The following is a 16891-nucleotide window of genomic DNA, read 5'->3' as shown; positions in this document are numbered from 1 at the left end:
CACCTGGAGTTACGGCCCCTGCCCGGCCCGGGGAGGAGCATCGCCGACCGTCCGGGGCGCATGGGTGCACCTGCGGGGGCGCGTGGGAGGAGGCAGGGCGTGAGTTGGGTAGCCAGGAAGGGGATTGGCATCAGCCGGTACCCGGCAAACCGCACATGTCACGCATTGACGGTATGTCGGCTGGGCAGTGATCTTTCCGAAAGGTCACGCTCCAGGGGTTCGCAGGGGGTAGCACATGGCCGCAAGGCCTCTCGTGGCGAGGCAGCCGAACGAACGGCTGCAGGCACTCATCCAGGAAGCGGGGTGCTCCAACGCCGGGTTGGCCCGGCGGGTCAACATGTGCGGCGCCGAACACGGCCTCGATCTGCGCTACGACAAGACGTCCGTGGCCCGCTGGCTGCGCGGCCAGCAGCCACGGGGCCGGGCCCCCGCGATCATCGCGGAGGCGCTCGGCCGCAAGCTGGGCCGCCCGGTCACGATCGACGAGATCGGCATGGCCAACGGCAAGAACCTCGCCTCCGGGGTCGGTCTCCAGTTCTCGCCCACGGTGCTGGGGGCCATCGAGCAGGTCTGCGAGCTGTGGCGCAGCGACGTGGGGCGCCGGGACTTCCTCTCCGGCTCCTCGGTCGCCGCGTCCGCGCTGGTCGAGCCCAGCCGCGACTGGCTGATCTCCGCGCCGGACGCCCAGGTGGCCCGGCAGGCGGGCCCGCGCGTGGGCCAGGCCGACGTGGCCGCCGTGCGGTCCATGACCCAGGCGCTCACCGACCTGGACCACCAGTACGGCAGCGGACATGTGCGCCCGGTCCTGGTGCACTACCTCAACAGTGTCGTCTCCGGACTCCTCGCGGGCTCCTACCGGGAGTCGACCGGGCGCGAACTCTTCGGCGCCGTCGCCCGGTTGACGGAACTCGCCGGATACATGGCGGTGGACACCGGCCAACCCGGCCTGGCCCAGCGGTACTACATCCAGTCGCTGCGCCTCGCCCAGGCCGCCGGGGACCGCGGTTACGGCGGCTATGTCCTCGCCGCGTCCATGAGCCATCTCGCCGCCCAGCTCGGAAACCCGCGCGAGATCGCCCAGTTGGCGCGCGCCGCGCAGGAGGGCGCACGCGGGCATGCGACCCCCCGGGCGGAGGCGATGTTCCACGCGGCCGAGGCGCGCGGGCACGCGCTGCTCGGCGACGGGCGCGCGGCGGGCGGCGCGATCGCGCGGGCGGTCTCCGCGATGGAGCAGTGCGACGACGACTCCGGGGACGACCCGGTGTGGATCCGGCACTTCGACGAGGCCTATCTCGCCGACGAGTTGGCGCACTGCCACCGCGATCTCGGGCAGCCCGAGCAGTCGGCGCGCTACGCCGAGCAGTCCCTCGCCGGGCATCCCGGCTCCCGGGCCCGCCGGCGCGCGATCGGCTATGTGCTGCTCGCCACCGCCCAGGTCCAGCAGCGCGAGGTGGAACAGGCCTGCGCCACCGGCATGAAGGCGGTGGAACTGCTGGAGACGCTGCGCTCCAACCGGGGCGCGGAGTACCTGGACGACCTGCAACAACGGCTCGAACCCTTCCGGGACGAGGCGGTCGTACGGGAGTTCGGGGCCCGCCTCGACCTCCAGCAGGCCGCGTGAACACCGGCCCCGCGCCCATCTGAACATGTGGCGAACGCCACCCGGATGGGCTCCGGGTGCCGTATACAGCGTCGCGCGGGGCCGTTCTGTTACTGCCGTCACAGGTGGGGAGGCCGTGGACTGAGCTGCGTGGCAACCGGCTCGGGGGACCCGGTAGCGTGAGCCGACGATTCACAAGGTCCCCCATTGGTAGGAGTCCCGGTGACGCAGAGTGGACAGGGCGAGGAGTTTTCGGCGCAGCCCGCGCACGAAGGCGTCGTGCTGCCCTCCGACGGAGGAGAGCCCCTGCGGCCGGGCATGAACACGCCCGCCGGCGGTCAGGCCTGGGGCGGATCCTGGGGGCCCGAGCAGCAGGCGCCCCAGGCCGGAGCGCAGGGCCAGGGCTGGCCCCCGGCGGCCGCCCAGCAGTGGGGCGACCACGGTGGGCCGGGTGCCCAGCCCCCGTCCGGCGCGGGCCCGCTGCCCCCCGAGGGCGCCCCGGCCCCGTCGTACGGCGGCGGGCAGCAGGCGTCGTACGGCGGCCCGCAGCCGGGGTACGGGACGCAGGACCCCTACCAGCAGCAGGGGCACCACCAGCCGCACCAGCCCCAGCAGCCGCAGTACCCGGCCCCCGGTCAGGCGGCCGCTCCGCTTCCCCCGGCCGTGGACAACGCGACCCACTACCTGCCGCCGGTGTCCGCCGCCCCCGCCGACGAGGGCGCCACGCAGTACATACCGCCGGTGGCCGCCGGGTCGCTGCCCCCCGAGTCGGCCGGTGAGGAGACCCGTTACCTCGGGCTCAACAAGCAGCCGGCGCCGCCCGCGTCGCCCGACGCCGAGGCCACCCAGTACATCCCGCCGTACCAGGCGCAGGGCCAGGACCCGGCGCAGGGGCAGGGCGGGGACCGGCAGCCGCCCGCCGAGTTCGACAACCTCTTCCGCAACGGCCCGGCCGGCGGCGACGCCCCGGCCGGCGCCACCCAGCAGCTCCCGCGCGTCGAGCACGCGGACGCCCACCAGCCGCCGTACGACTCCCCCCGGTCGCCGTACACGCGCTACGACGACGGGCAGGACGAGCGGCCGCGGCGCCGCCCGTCGAAGGTGCCCCTGATCGCGGCCATCGGCGTCGGCATCGTCGTGGTCGGCGTCGGCGCGGGCGCGCTGCTCAGCAAGAGCGGCGGCTCGTCGGGCGACACCGCCGACAACAAGACGGTGGCCGCCACCTCCGCGGCGCCGCAGAGTTCCGCGCCCGCCGTCGACCCGGCGCGCGCGCAGGCGGTCGAGCTGGACAAGCTGCTCGCCGACAGCGGCAGCAGCCGGGCCTCGGTGATCAAGTCGGTGGCCGACGTCAAGCAGTGCGCGAGCCTCGACGGCGCCGCCTCCAGCCTGCGCAGCGCGGCCGGGCAGCGCAGCCAGCTGGTCACCCGGCTCGGCAAGCTCGGCGTGGACAAGCTGCCGAACAACGCCGCCCTGACGGCCGCCCTGACCAAGGCCTGGCAGGCCTCGGCCGCGGCCGACAACCACTACGCGGCCTGGGCCGACCAGGTCAAGAACGGCGGCAAGAAGACCTGCCACAAGGGGCACGCCAAGACCACCAGCGAGACGCAGGCCGCCACCCGCGAGAGCGGCACCGCGAGCCAGCAGAAGGTGAAGGCGGCGGCGCTGTGGAACACCATCGCCGCGAAGTACGGCCTGACCCAGCGCCAGCCCACCCAGCTCTGACCGGCGGGCCTTTGGGGCGCGGGCGTGGGCCTACTGCACGTCCGCGTTCTCCAGGGTCCCGGTCATGTCGGTGGCGCCGTCGATCCCGCCGAGGCCCCTGCGGGCCGCGACCAGCCGGCCGTCCCGCACCACCTGGAGGGTGACGTCGGCGTTCACCATCCGCGGGAAGCCGACCGAGGCCAGCTTGCCCTCGTAGGACCACCGGAGGGCGGGGGTGAGGCCCCCGGTGGAGACGCGCAGGCCGCCGTCCAGGGTCCGGCGCACGGAGCCCGCGCTCACCTCGCCGTCGCCGATCCTCTCCAGGACGGCCTTCAGCACGGTGTAGGCGATCCAGGTGGTCTGCACCCCGGCGTCCGCGGGGTCGATGCGGTTGTCGCCGAAGGCCTCCCTGTCGATCACCTGCTTCATCGGCTGCCAGCGCGCGTCGCTCGCGGGCGGGTACCAGCCGCTGACGTACGCCCCCTCGTACGGCCCCGACGATCCGCCCGTCGCGTTGACCACCGTCTGGTCGACGTTGCCCAGCACCGTGCCCAGCCGGATCGCCGGGTGGTCCGCGCGCTCCCGCCGGAAGGAGTCCATGAAGGTGTCCGTGCGGTCGCCGAGCGCGGGCACCACGCACCCCTGCTTCAGCGCGTCGCCAGCCGCGTACCGCAGCGCCTCGCGGGACTGGTCGCCGTACTCGGTGAGGTCCTCCGCGGCGAGCTGGTCACGCGCCTTGGAGTGCCCGCCCGCCTTCAGGCCGGAGTCGAGCAGGGCGGGCAGCTCGTCGCCCGCGATGCTGTCCGGGCGGACGAGGGAGACCGGGCCGCAGCTCGCCGCGAGCGCCCTGCCGAGACCGGCGAGCAGCACCGGCTGGCCGCCGTTGACCGGGTACGACATCGTTCCGGTGAACTCGTCGGTGGTGACGCCGTAGCCCCCGATGTAGGGGATGCCGGCGCTCTCCAGCGGGGCGAGGAAGGAGTCGCCGAACTGGCTGTAGGAGCCGACGACGGCGACCACGCCCTCGGCGGCCGCGCGCCGGGCGCACTGGGCGGCCGCGACGCTGTCGTTGTGGTCGTTGCAGGTCAGGACCTGGAGCCGGCGGCCGTTTACACCGCCCTGGGAGTTGATCCACTTCGCGTAGGCGAGGGCCATCGCCGGCATGCCCGGCTTGTTGGTGGCGCCGGTGTCCTGCGGCGCCCAGGTCATGACCTTGACGGGGTCCGGGGAGCCCGCGAGTGAGGGAAGGTTTCCGCATCCGGCCGTCAGCGAAGCGCACAGGGCCATCGCACCCAGGGCGGCCGTCCTGCGGCGGGCGGAAGGTGCCGCGGACGGGACGGACGGGACGGACGGGACGGACGGGACGGGGAGAAGGGGGGACGTGCGGGTGGTGCGGGGCCTGCCGGTCATGAATCCGTACGATTCCCGCACATCGCTAACCCGTGAGTGATCCATGGTCAACGGACGGTGACCCCTGGGTGAATTGCGGGGGCCGCTGCGACGCCCGGACCGATGAACGTACGATCGGTGACCGTGCAAGGTTCGGAGAACTCTTCCCGTCGCGGCCGTCGCTCCTCCACCATGGGCGGCATGCCTCTGAACGACATGCCGTGGTGGCGCTGGCGCACACATGTGCGTTCGGCGCTGCACATGCTCTCCGATCCCGTCTTCCAGCGGGAGGTCTGGCTGGCCGGCGTCGACGGCTACGGCGACGTCACCGACGCGGTGTACCGGCTGGTGGAGGACACCTGGCTGGACAACTGGTCCGCGGAGAAGTACGTCGGCACCATCTTCCGCGACTCGCAGGAGGCGGCGCTCGTCGACACCGCCGTACTGCGGGTGTTGCGGATAGTGCACCAGGTCGGTCCGGACGCGCCGGTCTCCGCCTACGTCGATCATCCGGGCTGGCCGGAGGCCGTGCGCGCGGCGCGGGACGCGCACGTGCGGATGGCGGCGAGCGACGGGGAGGACGCGGACGCGCCGCCGAAGAGCCTGGAAGTGCTGCGGATTCTGACCCGGTCCGCGTAGCGGACGCCGACCCGTCGCGGGGGGTCCGTGTGGGACCCTGAGTTGCATGAACGAGCAGCCCGCGCCCGCCGCCGCACCGGCCGACCAGTACGTCCTCACGCTGTCCTGCCCGGACAAGAAGGGGATCGTGCACGCCGTGTCCAGCTATCTGTTCATGACCGGCTGCAACATCGAGGACAGCCAGCAGTTCGGCGACCATGACACGGGCCTGTTCTTCATGCGCGTCCACTTCACGGCCGAGGCGCCGGTCACCGTGGACAAGCTGCGCGCGAGCTTCGCCGCGATCGGCGACTCCTTCCGCATGGAGTGGCAGATCCACCGGGCCGACGCGAAGATGCGCGTCCTGCTGATGGTCAGCAAGTTCGGGCACTGCCTGAACGACCTGCTGTTCCGGGCCCGGACCGGCGCGTTGCCGGTGGAGATCGTCGGCGTGGTCTCCAACCACACCGAGTTCGAGGAGCTGGTCGGCTCCTACAACATCCCGTTCCACCACATTCCGGTCACCAAGGACACCAAGGCGGAGGGCGAGGGCCGGCTGCTCGACATCGTCCGCGAGGAGCGGGTCGAACTGGTCGTGCTCGCGCGCTACATGCAGGTGCTCTCGGACGACCTGTGCAAGCAGCTCAGTGGCCGGATCATCAACATCCACCACTCCTTCCTGCCGAGCTTCAAGGGCGCCAAGCCGTACCACCAGGCGCACGCCCGCGGCGTCAAGGTGATCGGCGCCACGGCGCACTACGTGACGGCCGACCTCGACGAGGGGCCGATCATCGAGCAGGAGGTCGAGCGGGTCAGGCACGACGTGACCCCGGACCAGTTGGTGGCGATCGGCCGGGACGTGGAGTGCCAGGCGCTCGCGCGCGCGGTGAAGTGGCACGCGGAGCGCCGGATCCTGCTGAACGGGCGCCGCACGGTGGTCTTCGCCTGACCTCCCGCCGCGCCCGGCCGCCGTCCTACTGCTCGGCGATGGTGAAGTAGCGCGCGAACGCGGGCACGATGTCCCGCTCGTCGATCTCCCCGTCGCCGTCGGCGTCCAGCGCGGCGGCGACGGGCCCGGCGATCTCCTGCGGCACCTGGCACGCCCGCAGCAGCCGCGCGGTGTCCGCGACGGTGACCCGGCCGTCGCCGTCGACGTCCGCGACGGCCAGCGCCGCGTGCAGGAAGGGGCGGGCGATCTCGGCGAACCGCTCGGGGTTGTCCCGCAGCCGCTTGACCGCGCCGCCCACGAACTCCTCGCGGGTGATGCGCTGATCACCGTCGCGGTCCGCGATCCCGGCCATGCCCTGCCAGAACGCCTCGGCGCCGGCGTAGAGCGCCTGTCCCTTGTCGGAGCGGGCGGCCACGGCGAACTCGGCGAGCAGCGCCTTGGCCACCGAGTTGAAGTCCTCACGGGCGATGAACCCGTTGCCGTCCTGGTCGAAGGTGGCGAACCGGGCGGCGATCCTGCGCTCGTACTCGGTGCTGACCATGTCTGTTCGGGCCGCCTTACGTGTGCGTGGGGGTGATCTCGCACGGAGCGTACGGCGTGGGTGACGGCAAAGTGACGGAAAACCGATGGTTGTGCCAAGACTGGGGCAATTTCGCGACAAGGGCGTGCTCCTGCCGCAAAACCCCCGTGCGTGTGGATCTCAGGCTGAAAGGGGCCCCGCCTCCTCGGTGGTGGCGGAGCCGAGGTCCGGATGGCAGTCGAAGAGGCGGCGCACCCCGAGCGCGCCGAGGACCCGGTTGACGTGCGAGCCGTCGTCGGCGCCCCGGTCGGGCAGGATCAGCCGCAGCCGGCCCTGGCAGGAGCGGATCAGCCGGCGGGCGGCGACGAGCACGCCGACGCCGCTGGAGTCGCAGAAGAAGACGTCGGAGAGGTCCACGACCAGGCTGTGGTGGCCCTCGGCCACGACGTCGTGCACGCGTTGGCGCAGCACCGGCGAGGTCATGAGGTCCAGTTCGCCGCGTACTTGGAGCACGGCCCACTCGCCTCTCTCGACGCCGGTCACATTGAAAGCCACGGCCCAGCCCCTCCGCTCGCGGGTTCTCCCGGAACCGCCCGGAACCGGAAGCAGTTCCTACGTTTCATTCCGCGCGGCTGCCCAGCCGCGTTTCCCTGAAACTCGATGCGGCAAACAGCACATGATCGTTTAGGGGTTTGTTTCAGTCATTACCGATCCTCTTCGATCGGATATGCGCGTGCGGTGCGTGGAGAAAGTGTGAAGGGGGCACTATCAGCTGCGGCGTTCCCATGGTGCGCTTTGCCACAAAGAGGCGTGCGCTGTCGGCCGTGCCGACTACATTCGGGACAACGTCGCACGACGGGCGAGGGGAGGGGACCCCATGGCCGAGAAGGACGCACCACCACGCTGGGACCGCAAGATGCAGCAGCGGCTCGCCCGTGGTGAGGCCGCCGCCCTGGGCGAGGCGTACGACCGCTTCGCCTCACTGGTGCACAGTTTGGCCCACCGCGTCCTCGGCGAGGAGAAGGCCGCCGACGCCGTCACCCGCGAGGTCTTCGCACACGTCTGGGAACACCCCGAGACGTACGACCCGAAGCAGGGCCCGCTGCGCACCTGGATCGCGGCCGTCACCCACCGCCTCGCCGTCCAGCGGCTGCGGGACCGGGAGGAACTGCGCCGCGGCGGGTGGCCGGGCGGCCCGGCGGGCGCCGGCGGGCCGGACGACGTGGAGGAACTGGTGAGCGGCGAGGACCTGGAGAGCAAGGTGCGCCGCGCCTCCGTGGCCGCCCGCGCCGACTACATCGTGCACTCCATGCCCCTCCCGCTGCGCCGCGCCCTCGAACTGGCCTATTTCCAGCGCCGCGACTACCGCCAGACGGCCGCCGATCTGGGCGTCACCGAGGACGAGGCCCGGCGCCGGCTCCGCCTGGGACTCCAACTCCTGTCCACCGCGCACGACGCGGGGACTCCTCCGGGCTACGGCGGTGCGGCATGAGCGGGGCGGAGGAGTTCCGGGCGGGATACGGAAGGCCCCACGGGCGGCGGATACCGACGCCCCGTACCTTCGCGGAGGACGGCGCACCCCCACTGCCCGACCCCGGCGGCCGGGGCGAGGAGCCGTCCGTGCCGCCCGACCTGTCGCACGACGTCTTGAAGTCGCTGCTCGGCGCGTGGGCGCTGGCCGCCTGCTCGGCGGCGGAGACGGCGGCCGTGGAGCTGCACCTGGGCGACTGCGGCGGCTGCGCCGACGAGGCCCGCCGGCTGCGCGAGGCGGTCGGCCTGCTGCACCAGCCCGAGACCCTCGACCTCGACCCGGCGCTGCGCACCCGCGTCCTGGACGCCTGCCTCGACCGCAGGCCGCCGCGCATCCCGGTACCCGAGTGGGCCACGCCGTACGACGCGGAGACCGCCCGCCTGGACGCGCTGCTCCAGGACTTCGGGGACGCGGAGTGGCACGCGCCGGTGCTGCTGCGGTGGTTCGAGCACGACGTGCAGACGAGCCGTCGTACGACCGTCGCCGGAGTGATCGCGCACCTGCTGGCCGTGGACGGCATGATCGCCACGGCGCTCGGCCTGGACGACCCGGCGGCGGACCCGGCGGGAGCGACCGGCCCGGCGGCCCGCACGGAGGCGCTGTGGCGGTCCACCCCCTTCCCGGGGACCCGCGCGGTCCGCGTCCCCTGGCGCGAGCAGAGCCACAGCCTGGTGCGGACGGTGTCCTTCACGGGCGGCAGCGCGCGCGGACTCCCCGTCTCCTGCGGCGACTTCCGCCTCCCGCTGCACGACGCCATGCTGGACCGCGCCTTCGGCTGCTGGGTGCACGCGGAGGACATCGCGGACGCCGTGGACTACCCGTACCGCCCGCCGGCCCCGCGCCACCTCAACAAGATGATCGACCTCACCGTCCGCCTCCTCCCCGGCGCCCTGGCCGCCCGCCGCCGCTCCGGCCGCTCCACCCCGCCGCGCACCGCCCGCCACCTGACCCCGGCCGGCCACCCCGGCCGCACCCTCCGCCTGGAGATCGAGGGCCCCGCGGGCGGCAACTGGCTGATCCCCCTCGACTCCCCCGCCGCCACCCCCTCCACCGACCTCGAAGTAGCCCATGTCGCCCTCGACTCCCTGGAGTTCTGCCACCTGGCCGCGGGCCACCTCCTCCCGGAGGAAGCAGCCGCGGGCCAACTCGGCGACAGGACGGCGATCAGGGACGTGCTGTACGCGACGGCGTCGTTGAGCAGGATGTGACGCGTCCGGTCCGCTGAGCCTGGTCAGCCACGGGCACCGCCCGCGCGGGCGCGGCGCCACGTGCCGTCCGTCAGCAGGCGCAGGCCGTTGAGGCCGACGATGACGGTGGAGCCCTCGTGGCCCGCGACGCCGAGGGGGAGCGGCAGGGTGCCGGCCAGGTCCCAGACGACCAGGGCCGTGATGAACAGGGCGGCGACGCACAGGTTCTGGACCACCAGGCGGCGCGCCTGGCGGGAGAGGCGTACGACGGCGGGGATGGTGGCCAGTTCGTCGCGGACCACGACCGCGTCGGCCGTCTCCAGGGCGAGGTCGGAGCCGGCGCGGCCCATGGCGACGCCGGTGTGGGCGGCGGCCAGGGCGGGGGCGTCGTTGACGCCGTCGCCGACCACGAGCACCTTGCGGCCCGCCCGCTCCAGCTCCTGTACGACGGCGACCTTGTCCTGCGGGAGCAGGCCCGCGCGGACGTCGGTGATGCCGGTCTCGGCGGCGAGCCGGGCCGCCGCGCGCGGGTTGTCGCCGGTCACCAGCACCGCGCCGGTGCCGGTCAGCCCGGTCAGGGCGGCGACCGTGGCGGCGCCCTCCGCGCGCAGCCGGTCGGCGATGCCCAGCACCCCGGCCGGCGTGCCGTCGAGGGTGACCAGCACGGCCGTACGGCCCTCCTGCTCCAGCTCGGCGACGGCCGGCGGGGCGCTGTGGTCGCCCCCGAGCCGGGCCGGGCTGCCGACCGCGACGGTACGGCCCGCCACCCTGGCCCGCACGCCCGCGCCCGGCGTCGAGGCGAAGTCCTCGGCCGGCGGCAGGTCCAGGCCCCGGACGCGGGCGGCGTCCACGATCGCGCGGGCCAGCGGGTGTTCGCTGGGGTGCTCGGCCGCGGCCGCCAGCCGCAGCAGCTCGTCCCCGGTCAGGCCGGCGGCGGCCGACGGGCGGACGTCGGTGACGCGCGGCATGCCCTCGGTCAGGGTGCCGGTCTTGTCCAGGGCGACCGCGTCGACCTGCCCGAGGCGTTCCATGACCACCGCCGACTTCACCAGCACACCGTGCCGCCCGGCGTTCGCGATCGCCGACAGCAGCGGCGGCATGGTGGCCAGCACCACCGCGCACGGAGACGCCACGATCATGAACGTCATCGCGCGCAGCAGCGTGGCGCGCAGTTCGGCGCCGAACAGCAGCGGCAGCGCGAACAGCGCCACCGTCGCCGCGACCATGCCGAGCGAGTAGCGCTGTTCGACCTTCTCGATGAAGAGCTGGGTCGGCGCCTTGGTCTCGGAGGCCTCCTCGACCATGGCCACGATCCGCGCGATCACCGAGTCGGACGGATCCCGCTCGACCTTCACCCGCAGCGCGCCGGTGCCGTTCAGCGTGCCGGCGAACACCTCGTCCCCGGCCTCCTTGACCACGGGCAGCGGTTCGCCCGTGATGGTGGCCTGGTCGACCTCGCTCGCCCCGTCCAGCACCCGCCCGTCGGCGCCGATCCGCTCACCCGGCCGCACCAGGATCGTGTCGCCCGTCCGCAGCTCCTCGGTGGGCACCCGCGACTCCCCGCCCGCGTCGGTCAGCCGCGTGGCCGTGGCGGGGGCGAGATCGAGCAGGCCGCGCACCGAGTCCGCGGTCCGGGCCGTGGCGATCGCCTCCAGCGCGCCGGAGGTGGCGAAGATGACGATCAGCAGCGCGCCGTCCAGCACCTGCCCGATCGCCGCCGCCCCGAGCGCGGCGACGACCATGAGCAGATCCACGTCCAGGGTGCGGTCCTTCAGCGCCCGCAGACCGGCCCAACCGGGCTCCCAGCCGCCGGTGACGTAGACCGCCGCGAACAGCGGCCCCCACGTCCACGCGGGCGCCGCGGTCAGGTACAGCGGCAACGCGACCAGGAACAGCACCAGCGCGGCCGCCGCCCAACGGGCCTCGGGCAGCGCGAAGACGCGGGTGCGCCGCCGGGGCGCCACCGTCTCGCGGGCGGCACCGGCCTCGGCCGGAGGGCGGGTGAGGGTGGAGGACATGGGAGCGGGGCCCTTCTCCGGTCGGGGACGTGACGACGGGCTGTCCCCACCGTAGCAGGAATGAATGAAGAGGCATTCATGTGTTCATGTGTGGTGTCGTAGCATGAACCCATGGGTCACGGAGCCGCAGAGTCAGCCACGAGCGTCCCCCGCGCGCGGCTGGACGCCGCGAACGCCGCCAGGGTCGCGAACACCCTCCAGGCGCTGGCGACCCCGTCCCGGCTGCTCATCCTCGCCCGCCTGCGCGAGGGCCCGCTGCCCGCGACCGAACTGGCCGCCGAGGTCGGCATGGAGCAGTCCGCCTGCTCCCATCAACTGCGCCTGCTGCGCAACCTGGGGCTCGTCGTCGGCACCCGCAAGGGCCGCTCGGTCGTGTACTCGCTCTACGACAACCACGTCGCCGAACTCCTGGACCAGGCCATCTACCACGTGGAACACCTGCGGCTCGGCCTCAGCGACACCTCCGACGCGGCGCCCCGGGAGCCGGGGACGACGGCCGTCACGCCCGCCTGATCCCACCGGGCGGGAGGGCGGGGCCGCGCGTGCCGACCGCGCAACACGCCCGGACGCGCGAGCAGTTCGGGCGGCCCGGCGGGGCGTTCCGGGACCGTCTGGCACCCTCGCGGAGACCCGGCGGCGTGCGCCGGTGGCGCGCGGACCGTCGTCCGCGCGGCCGCCGTCACCGGGGCCCGGCCGGCCCCGCCGCCGCGCGGTCGCCCGCGGACGAGGCCGCCGCGCGCGCCGCCTCCGGATGTCCGGCGGCATGGCCGCCACCTGGGACGCGGGCGTCCAGCCGCGTCCGAGGCGGGCGCGCAGGCGGGCGCGACGGGCGGGCGAAATTACGGAGAGTGAGGAAATCCTCGGCGCCGAGCCGCACACCCGCGTGCCGTTGCCCTGCGCCGAGACCGAAGCCATGGCCCAAGATGTCGCGGATCGTGGCGGCCGAAACTACGAAGCGTTGAGACCGGGTTGTGCCCTTCACGGGGGCTCGTCACGGCCCGCAGTCGGGCGGTGCTCCGGTACCTTGTGTGGGATGCGAGTGGCTGCGAGCGCGGGCGGTGCCGGCGGTGCCCCTGGGGCGGCGCCGGGACATGCCGTGCGCGCCACTGCTCGCGGGGCGGACCGGGCGGGAGCCCCCGCCTGTTCGACTCCCCGGCGCAAGCGTCGCACAGTATGCCCTACGCGTACTCCTTCGCGAGGGAATATGCCCGAAGCGCTTGTTGGGGTGACTGTACGTCAACCATGCTGTGAGGCAAGGAGATCACGTTCCGTGACCCTTGCTCTGGCTGTTGTCCAGGCCATGCAGGAAATGGCTACGATCGTGGCCCTCGTGATCGTCGTCACGGCTCGCGCCGGGGCGGTTCGGTGGCGTGGGGTCGCGGTCCCGCCGGTTCGGATGGTGTGAGCGGTGCAGGTGCTTCAAGTGCAGCTGGAGATCCGGCCCGACCCCGCGGAGGTGGGGCGCGCCAGGAAGTGGGCCCGCTCGCGGCTCGACGGGCTGGGCATAGCGGCCGACGAGCCGGTGGCCGAGACGCTGGTCCTGCTCGTCTCCGAGCTGGTGACCAACGCCGTGGTGCACACCGGCCGTCCGGCGGTCCTGCGCCTCTCCCTGCCGGGCACCCAGGCCACCGCCCCCGCGCCCACGGTGCGCGTGGAGGTGACCGACACCTGCTCCCGCGCCCCGGTGCCGCGCTGCGTCGGCGGTGACGCCACCGGCGGCCGGGGCCTCGCCCTCGTGGACTGCCTCGCCGACCGCTGGGGCTGGAGCCGCGAGGGGACCGGCAAGAGCATCTGGTGCGAGGTGGACCGCAGCGCGCGCAGGGAGGGGAGCGCGGCGGTGGCGTGCGGGGGCGATCCGTCCGCGTATGACGACTTCGCCTTCGAAGCGGTGTAGCCCCGGCGCGTCATGATGCGCCGGGGTGCCCGCGTGGTGGACCCCGCGGTCGCGGGAAGGCGCGGCACGCCCGCACTGTCCACAGGCTGTGGACAAGTCCCCCCGCCGGTCGCCTTCCGCGTCACTGCTCCACGGTGAGCGGCCGGAACGTCCGCCGGTAGGCCGTCGGCGTCACCCCCAGTGCCTGCTGGAGGTGCTGCCGCATCGACTGGGCCGTGCCGAAGCCCGCCGCGCGGGCCACCTGGTCCATGGAGAGGTCGGTCGACTCCAGCAACTGCCGGGCCCGCTCGACCCGTTGCTGGATGAGCCACTGCCCGGGACTGACGCCGACCTCCTCGCGGAAGCGGCGGGTGAAGGTGCGCACCGACATGGCCTCCTGCTCGGCCAGGTCGCGTAGCTGGATCGGCTCGTGCAGCCGGGCCAGCGCCCAGGCGCGGGCGGCGGTGGTGGTCGCGAGCTGCGGGTCGGGCACCGGGCGCGCTATGTACTGGGCCTGGCCGCCGTCGCGGTGCGGGGGGACGACCATGCGCCGGGCCACGTCGTTGGCGACGGCCGCGCCGAAGTCGCGGCGCACCATGTGCAGGCACAGGTCGATCCCGGCGGCCACCCCGGCCGAGGTCAGCACGTCCCCGTCGTCGATGAACAGCACGTCCGCGTCCACCCGGATCCTCGGGAACAGCCGCTGGAAGTGCTCCGCCTCGGCCCAGTGGGTGGTCGCCGGGCGGCCGTCGAGGCGGCCGGCGGCGGCGAGGACGTACACCCCGGTGCAGATGGAGGCGAGCCGGGTGCCGGGCCGGATCAGGGCGAACGCGGCGGCCAGTTCCCCGGTCAGCCGGCCCTCCTCGAAGACCGGGCCTAGCTCGTAGGACGCCGGGACGATCACCGTGTCGGCGCGGGCCAGGGCCTCCGGGCCGTGCGGCACGTGGATGGCGAAGTCGGCGTCCGTCTCGACCGGGCCCGGGGGCCGTACCGAGCAGGTGAAGACGTCGTACAGATGCCGTCCCCGCGCGTCCCTGGGGCGGCCGAAGACGCGGTGCGGGATGCCCAGTTCGAAGGGGAGCAGCCCGTCGAGGGCGAGGACGGCGACCCGGTGCGGACGGAACTCCTCGGCGACACTCATGGCCGGATCCTAGCGAATGCTGTCCGTCGGGCCACTCGATGCGCGGGAAAGAAAAACCGAGGCTGGACGCCGTGACCCAGACACACCCCGCCGCAGACCCCGCCCAGGCCACCCCGCCCGGTCCGCGCCCCCGGACGCGCCCGCGCGTGCACCGCGCCTGGTTCGTCGCCGCCGTCACCTTCGTCACGATCACCGGCGCGGCCGCCTTCCGCTCCCTGCCCGGCCTGCTGATCGACCCGCTGCACCAGGAGTTCGGCTGGTCGCACGGCACCATCGGCGCGGCCGTCTCCCTCAACCTCGCGCTCTACGGCCTGACCGCGCCGTTCGCCGCCGCGCTGATGGACCGTTTCGGCATCCGGCGCGTGGTCGCGGTGGCGCTGACCGTGATCTCGGTCGGCTCCGGGCTGACCGTGTGGATGACGGCGGCGTGGCAGCTGTGGCTGTGCTGGGGCCTGATGGTCGGGCTCGGCACCGGCGCGATGGCGCTGGCCTTCGCGGCGACGGTCACCAACCGCTGGTTCACCTCGCGGCGGGGACTGGTCAGCGGCATCCTGACCGCCGCGTCCGCCTCCGGCCAACTGGTCTTCCTGCCGCTGCTGTCCTGGATGGTCGAACACCACGGCTGGCGGCCCGCCGCCGTGACCGTCGCCCTCGCCGCCCTCGCCGTCGTCCCCTTCGTCTGGCTCCTGCTCCACGACCACCCGGCCGACGTCGGCCTGAATCCCCACGGCTCGACGGAGTTCATACCGAAGCCGCCCCCGGCCAAGGGCGCCGCCCGCCGCACCCTCACGGTCCTGTCGGCCGCCGTCCGCACCGGCACCTTCTGGCTCCTCGCCGGCACCTTCGCGATCTGCGGCGCCTCCACCAACGGCCTGGTCCAGACCCACTTCGTGCCCGCCGAGCACGACCACGGCATGCCGGTGACGACCGCGGCCTCGCTGCTCGCGGTGATCGGCCTGTTCGACGTCGTCGGCACCATCGCCTCCGGCTGGTTCACCGACCGCTTCGAACCCCGCCGCCTGCTGGCGCTCTACTACGCCCTGCGCGGCCTGTCCCTGGTCTTCCTCCCCATGCTCCTGGCCCCCTCGGTCCACCCCCCGATGCTCTTCTTCATCGTCTTCTACGGCCTCGACTGGGTGGCCACGGTTCCCCCCACCCTCGCCCTGTGCCGGGAGCAGTACGGCGACGACAGCGCCATCGTCTTCGGCTGGGTCCTCGCCTCCCACCAGGTCGGCGCCGCCCTCGTCGCCTACCTCGGCGGCGTCGCCCGCGACGTCTTCGGCTCCTACGACCTCGTCTGGTACGCCTCGGGCACCCTGTGCGCGGCGGCGGCGCTGATGTCCCTGCTGATCCGCAGGACGCGTACGCCCGCTCCGGCCGTCGCCGCCTGACGCGGGCGCGGGGCCGGCCCGGTCAGGCCGTGTGCACCAGGACGGCGTATGTCCGCGCGTAGGCGCCGCCCGACCGCGGGCGCGGCCAGTCGGCGGTGAGCAGCGCCGCCGAGGCCGGGTCGCTCGTACGGCCGTTGATCCGGACCTCGGCGGTGTCCTTGCCGTGGAAGGTGCCGAAGAAGAACTTGATGCCGACCAGTTCCCGGCGGGCCAGGCCCTGCGCGGTCACGGCGGGGGCGATCAGGGGCAGCAGCGCCTGTTCGGCGGCCCACCGCTGTACCGAGCCGTGCTCGGGCCCGGCTCCCCAGCCGACGATGCCGCCCTGGATCGCGTGCCAGCCGGGGAAGCCGTCCGGGTCCTGCGGGGAGAAGTGGGCGCCGTACCGCCCCCGTTGCTCCAGCATCTCGAGTACGGCCGTGCCGGTGGTCGTCGCCCACATCTGCACGGCCCGCTCCAGCTTCGCCTCGGGCGTGGCCCCGGGACCGGAGACGCAGTCGGGGAGCGAGGTGTGCTCAGGGCGGTCGGTGTCCAGCACGAAGGTGAGGTCCACATGCCCCTCGGACCCCTCGTGGTCGTGCCCGAGTACGACGGCCACCCGGCCCGGCCCGCGCACCCGGTCGCCGACGACCTCCCACTCCGCCCCGCTGAGCCCACCGAGCCGCTCCGCCACCAGCCCCAGCACCAGCGACTCCTTCGGCCCGACCGGCCCGACCGGCCCGACCGGTTCGCCGGCGGCCGGCCCGTCCTTCTTGCGCCAAGGTCCCCATCCCATGGCGCGACACCCTAGGGCAGGGATCTGTGAACCCCCGCCCGGCCTCGACTCCCCGGACCTTCAGGCCCTTTCACGTGCGGGAAGACCCGCGGCCGCGCCCCGCCGCCCTAGGGGGTGTCCGGCGGATCTTGGCGCAGACGCGGGGTCCGGCACGCCGATCTGCGGCGTTGTCGTCGGTCGCCGACTCCCCCACGCTCGGCT

General features: G+C 73.6%; 15 protein-coding genes. 9 read left to right on the top strand and 6 right to left on the bottom strand.

Going from position 1 to position 16891, the window contains the following annotated elements; genetic code table 11:
* Window positions 1-235: 235 nt before the first annotated feature.
* Both AB0927_RS32590 and AB0927_RS32585 read left to right on the top strand, forming a co-directional pair.
* Complete coding sequence (locus AB0927_RS32590; protein ID WP_366671392.1) at window positions 236-1621, top strand: transcriptional regulator; 1386 nt, start codon at window positions 236-238, stop codon at window positions 1619-1621.
* Between the two features lie 201 nt (window positions 1622-1822).
* On the top strand, window positions 1823-3322 hold the full coding sequence (locus AB0927_RS32585; RefSeq protein ID WP_366671391.1) for a hypothetical protein: 1500 nt from the start codon (window positions 1823-1825) through the stop codon (window positions 3320-3322).
* 30 nt (window positions 3323-3352) lie between these two features.
* Here the strand turns inward: AB0927_RS32585 and AB0927_RS32580 are convergent, their stop codons facing one another.
* Window positions 3353-4711, bottom strand: coding sequence for an ABC transporter substrate-binding protein (locus tag AB0927_RS32580; protein ID WP_366671390.1), 1359 nt, complete (start codon window positions 4709-4711; stop codon window positions 3353-3355).
* Between the two features lie 117 nt (window positions 4712-4828).
* Between AB0927_RS32580 and AB0927_RS32575 the strand changes: the two genes are divergently transcribed.
* Window positions 4829-5329 carry a hypothetical protein gene (locus AB0927_RS32575; RefSeq protein WP_366671389.1) on the top strand — a complete coding sequence of 167 codons (501 nt, stop codon included), beginning with the start codon at window positions 4829-4831 and terminating at the stop codon, window positions 5327-5329.
* A 46-nt stretch (window positions 5330-5375) separates the two neighbouring features.
* Window positions 5376-6257 carry a formyltetrahydrofolate deformylase gene (purU, locus tag AB0927_RS32570; protein ID WP_366671388.1) on the top strand — a complete coding sequence of 294 codons (882 nt, stop codon included), beginning with the start codon at window positions 5376-5378 and terminating at the stop codon, window positions 6255-6257.
* Window positions 6258-6282: 25 nt separating this feature from the next.
* On the opposite strand, the gene AB0927_RS32565 is transcribed toward purU, so the two are convergent.
* Together AB0927_RS32565 and AB0927_RS32560 are read right to left on the bottom strand one after the other, a co-directional pair.
* Window positions 6283-6798, bottom strand: a complete 516-nt coding sequence (locus tag AB0927_RS32565) for an EF-hand domain-containing protein (RefSeq protein WP_366671387.1) — start codon at window positions 6796-6798, stop codon at window positions 6283-6285.
* A gap of 159 nt (window positions 6799-6957) precedes the next feature.
* Window positions 6958-7332, bottom strand: a complete 375-nt coding sequence (locus tag AB0927_RS32560; RefSeq protein WP_366671386.1) for an STAS domain-containing protein — start codon at window positions 7330-7332, stop codon at window positions 6958-6960.
* Window positions 7333-7654: 322 nt separating this feature from the next.
* Between AB0927_RS32560 and AB0927_RS32555 the strand changes: the two genes are divergently transcribed.
* Window positions 7655-8269: a sigma-70 family RNA polymerase sigma factor gene (locus AB0927_RS32555; protein ID WP_366671385.1), complete on the top strand. Its 615-nt coding sequence runs from the start codon at window positions 7655-7657 to the stop codon at window positions 8267-8269.
* Entirely contained in the window at window positions 8266-9516 is a 1251-nt protein-coding gene (locus AB0927_RS32550; RefSeq protein ID WP_366671384.1) for an MDMPI N domain containing protein, read from the top strand. The genes AB0927_RS32555 and AB0927_RS32550 overlap by 4 nt, the downstream gene beginning before the upstream one ends.
* Window positions 9517-9539: 23 nt before the next feature.
* Here the strand turns inward: AB0927_RS32550 and AB0927_RS32545 are convergent, their stop codons facing one another.
* A complete protein-coding gene (locus AB0927_RS32545) occupies window positions 9540-11513 on the bottom strand; it encodes a heavy metal translocating P-type ATPase (RefSeq protein WP_366671383.1) in 1974 nt (657 codons plus the stop codon).
* Between the two features lie 111 nt (window positions 11514-11624).
* On the opposite strand from AB0927_RS32545, the gene AB0927_RS32540 reads away from it, so the two are divergent.
* Complete coding sequence (locus tag AB0927_RS32540; protein WP_366671382.1) at window positions 11625-12026, top strand: metalloregulator ArsR/SmtB family transcription factor; 402 nt, start codon at window positions 11625-11627, stop codon at window positions 12024-12026.
* Between the two features lie 910 nt (window positions 12027-12936).
* Entirely contained in the window at window positions 12937-13407 is a 471-nt protein-coding gene (locus tag AB0927_RS32535; RefSeq protein WP_366671451.1) for an ATP-binding protein, read from the top strand.
* A 121-nt stretch (window positions 13408-13528) separates the two neighbouring features.
* Here AB0927_RS32535 and AB0927_RS32530 read toward each other — a convergent pair whose 3' ends face one another.
* Window positions 13529-14527 (bottom strand): helix-turn-helix domain-containing protein, encoded by a 999-nt coding sequence (locus AB0927_RS32530; RefSeq protein WP_366671380.1) that lies wholly within the window; start codon window positions 14525-14527, stop codon window positions 13529-13531.
* A gap of 71 nt (window positions 14528-14598) precedes the next feature.
* On the opposite strand from AB0927_RS32530, the gene AB0927_RS32525 reads away from it, so the two are divergent.
* Window positions 14599-15918, top strand: a complete 1320-nt coding sequence (locus AB0927_RS32525) for an MFS transporter (protein ID WP_366671379.1) — start codon at window positions 14599-14601, stop codon at window positions 15916-15918.
* Window positions 15919-15940: 22 nt separating this feature from the next.
* On the opposite strand, the gene AB0927_RS32520 is transcribed toward AB0927_RS32525, so the two are convergent.
* Complete coding sequence (locus tag AB0927_RS32520) at window positions 15941-16690, bottom strand: DUF6348 family protein (protein ID WP_366671378.1); 750 nt, start codon at window positions 16688-16690, stop codon at window positions 15941-15943.
* Between the last annotated feature and the right edge of the window lie 201 nt (window positions 16691-16891).

The organism is Streptomyces sp. NPDC048106 (genome assembly GCF_040706415.1).
In the GTDB taxonomy this organism is placed as follows: domain Bacteria; phylum Actinomycetota; class Actinomycetes; order Streptomycetales; family Streptomycetaceae; genus Streptomyces.
This window is presented reverse-complemented; position numbering and strand designations above follow the sequence as displayed.

Bases quoted from the DNA above. Each gene is read 5' to 3' on its own strand.
- AB0927_RS32520 (WP_366671378.1), bottom strand. From the start codon at position 16,690: ATGGGATGGGGACCTTGGCGCAAGAAGGACGGGCCGGCCGCCGGCGAA.
- AB0927_RS32530 (WP_366671380.1), bottom strand. From the start codon at position 14,527: ATGAGTGTCGCCGAGGAGTTCCGTCCGCACCGGGTCGCCGTCCTCGCC.
- AB0927_RS32540 (WP_366671382.1), top strand. From the start codon at position 11,625: ATGGGTCACGGAGCCGCAGAGTCAGCCACGAGCGTCCCCCGCGCGCGG.
- AB0927_RS32550 (WP_366671384.1), top strand. From the start codon at position 8,266: ATGAGCGGGGCGGAGGAGTTCCGGGCGGGATACGGAAGGCCCCACGGG.
- AB0927_RS32555 (WP_366671385.1), top strand. From the start codon at position 7,655: ATGGCCGAGAAGGACGCACCACCACGCTGGGACCGCAAGATGCAGCAG.
- AB0927_RS32565 (WP_366671387.1), bottom strand. From the start codon at position 6,798: ATGGTCAGCACCGAGTACGAGCGCAGGATCGCCGCCCGGTTCGCCACC.
- AB0927_RS32580 (WP_366671390.1), bottom strand. From the start codon at position 4,711: ATGACCGGCAGGCCCCGCACCACCCGCACGTCCCCCCTTCTCCCCGTC.
- purU (WP_366671388.1), top strand. From the start codon at position 5,376: ATGAACGAGCAGCCCGCGCCCGCCGCCGCACCGGCCGACCAGTACGTC.
- AB0927_RS32590 (WP_366671392.1), top strand. From the start codon at position 236: ATGGCCGCAAGGCCTCTCGTGGCGAGGCAGCCGAACGAACGGCTGCAG.
- AB0927_RS32545 (WP_366671383.1), bottom strand. From the start codon at position 11,513: ATGTCCTCCACCCTCACCCGCCCTCCGGCCGAGGCCGGTGCCGCCCGC.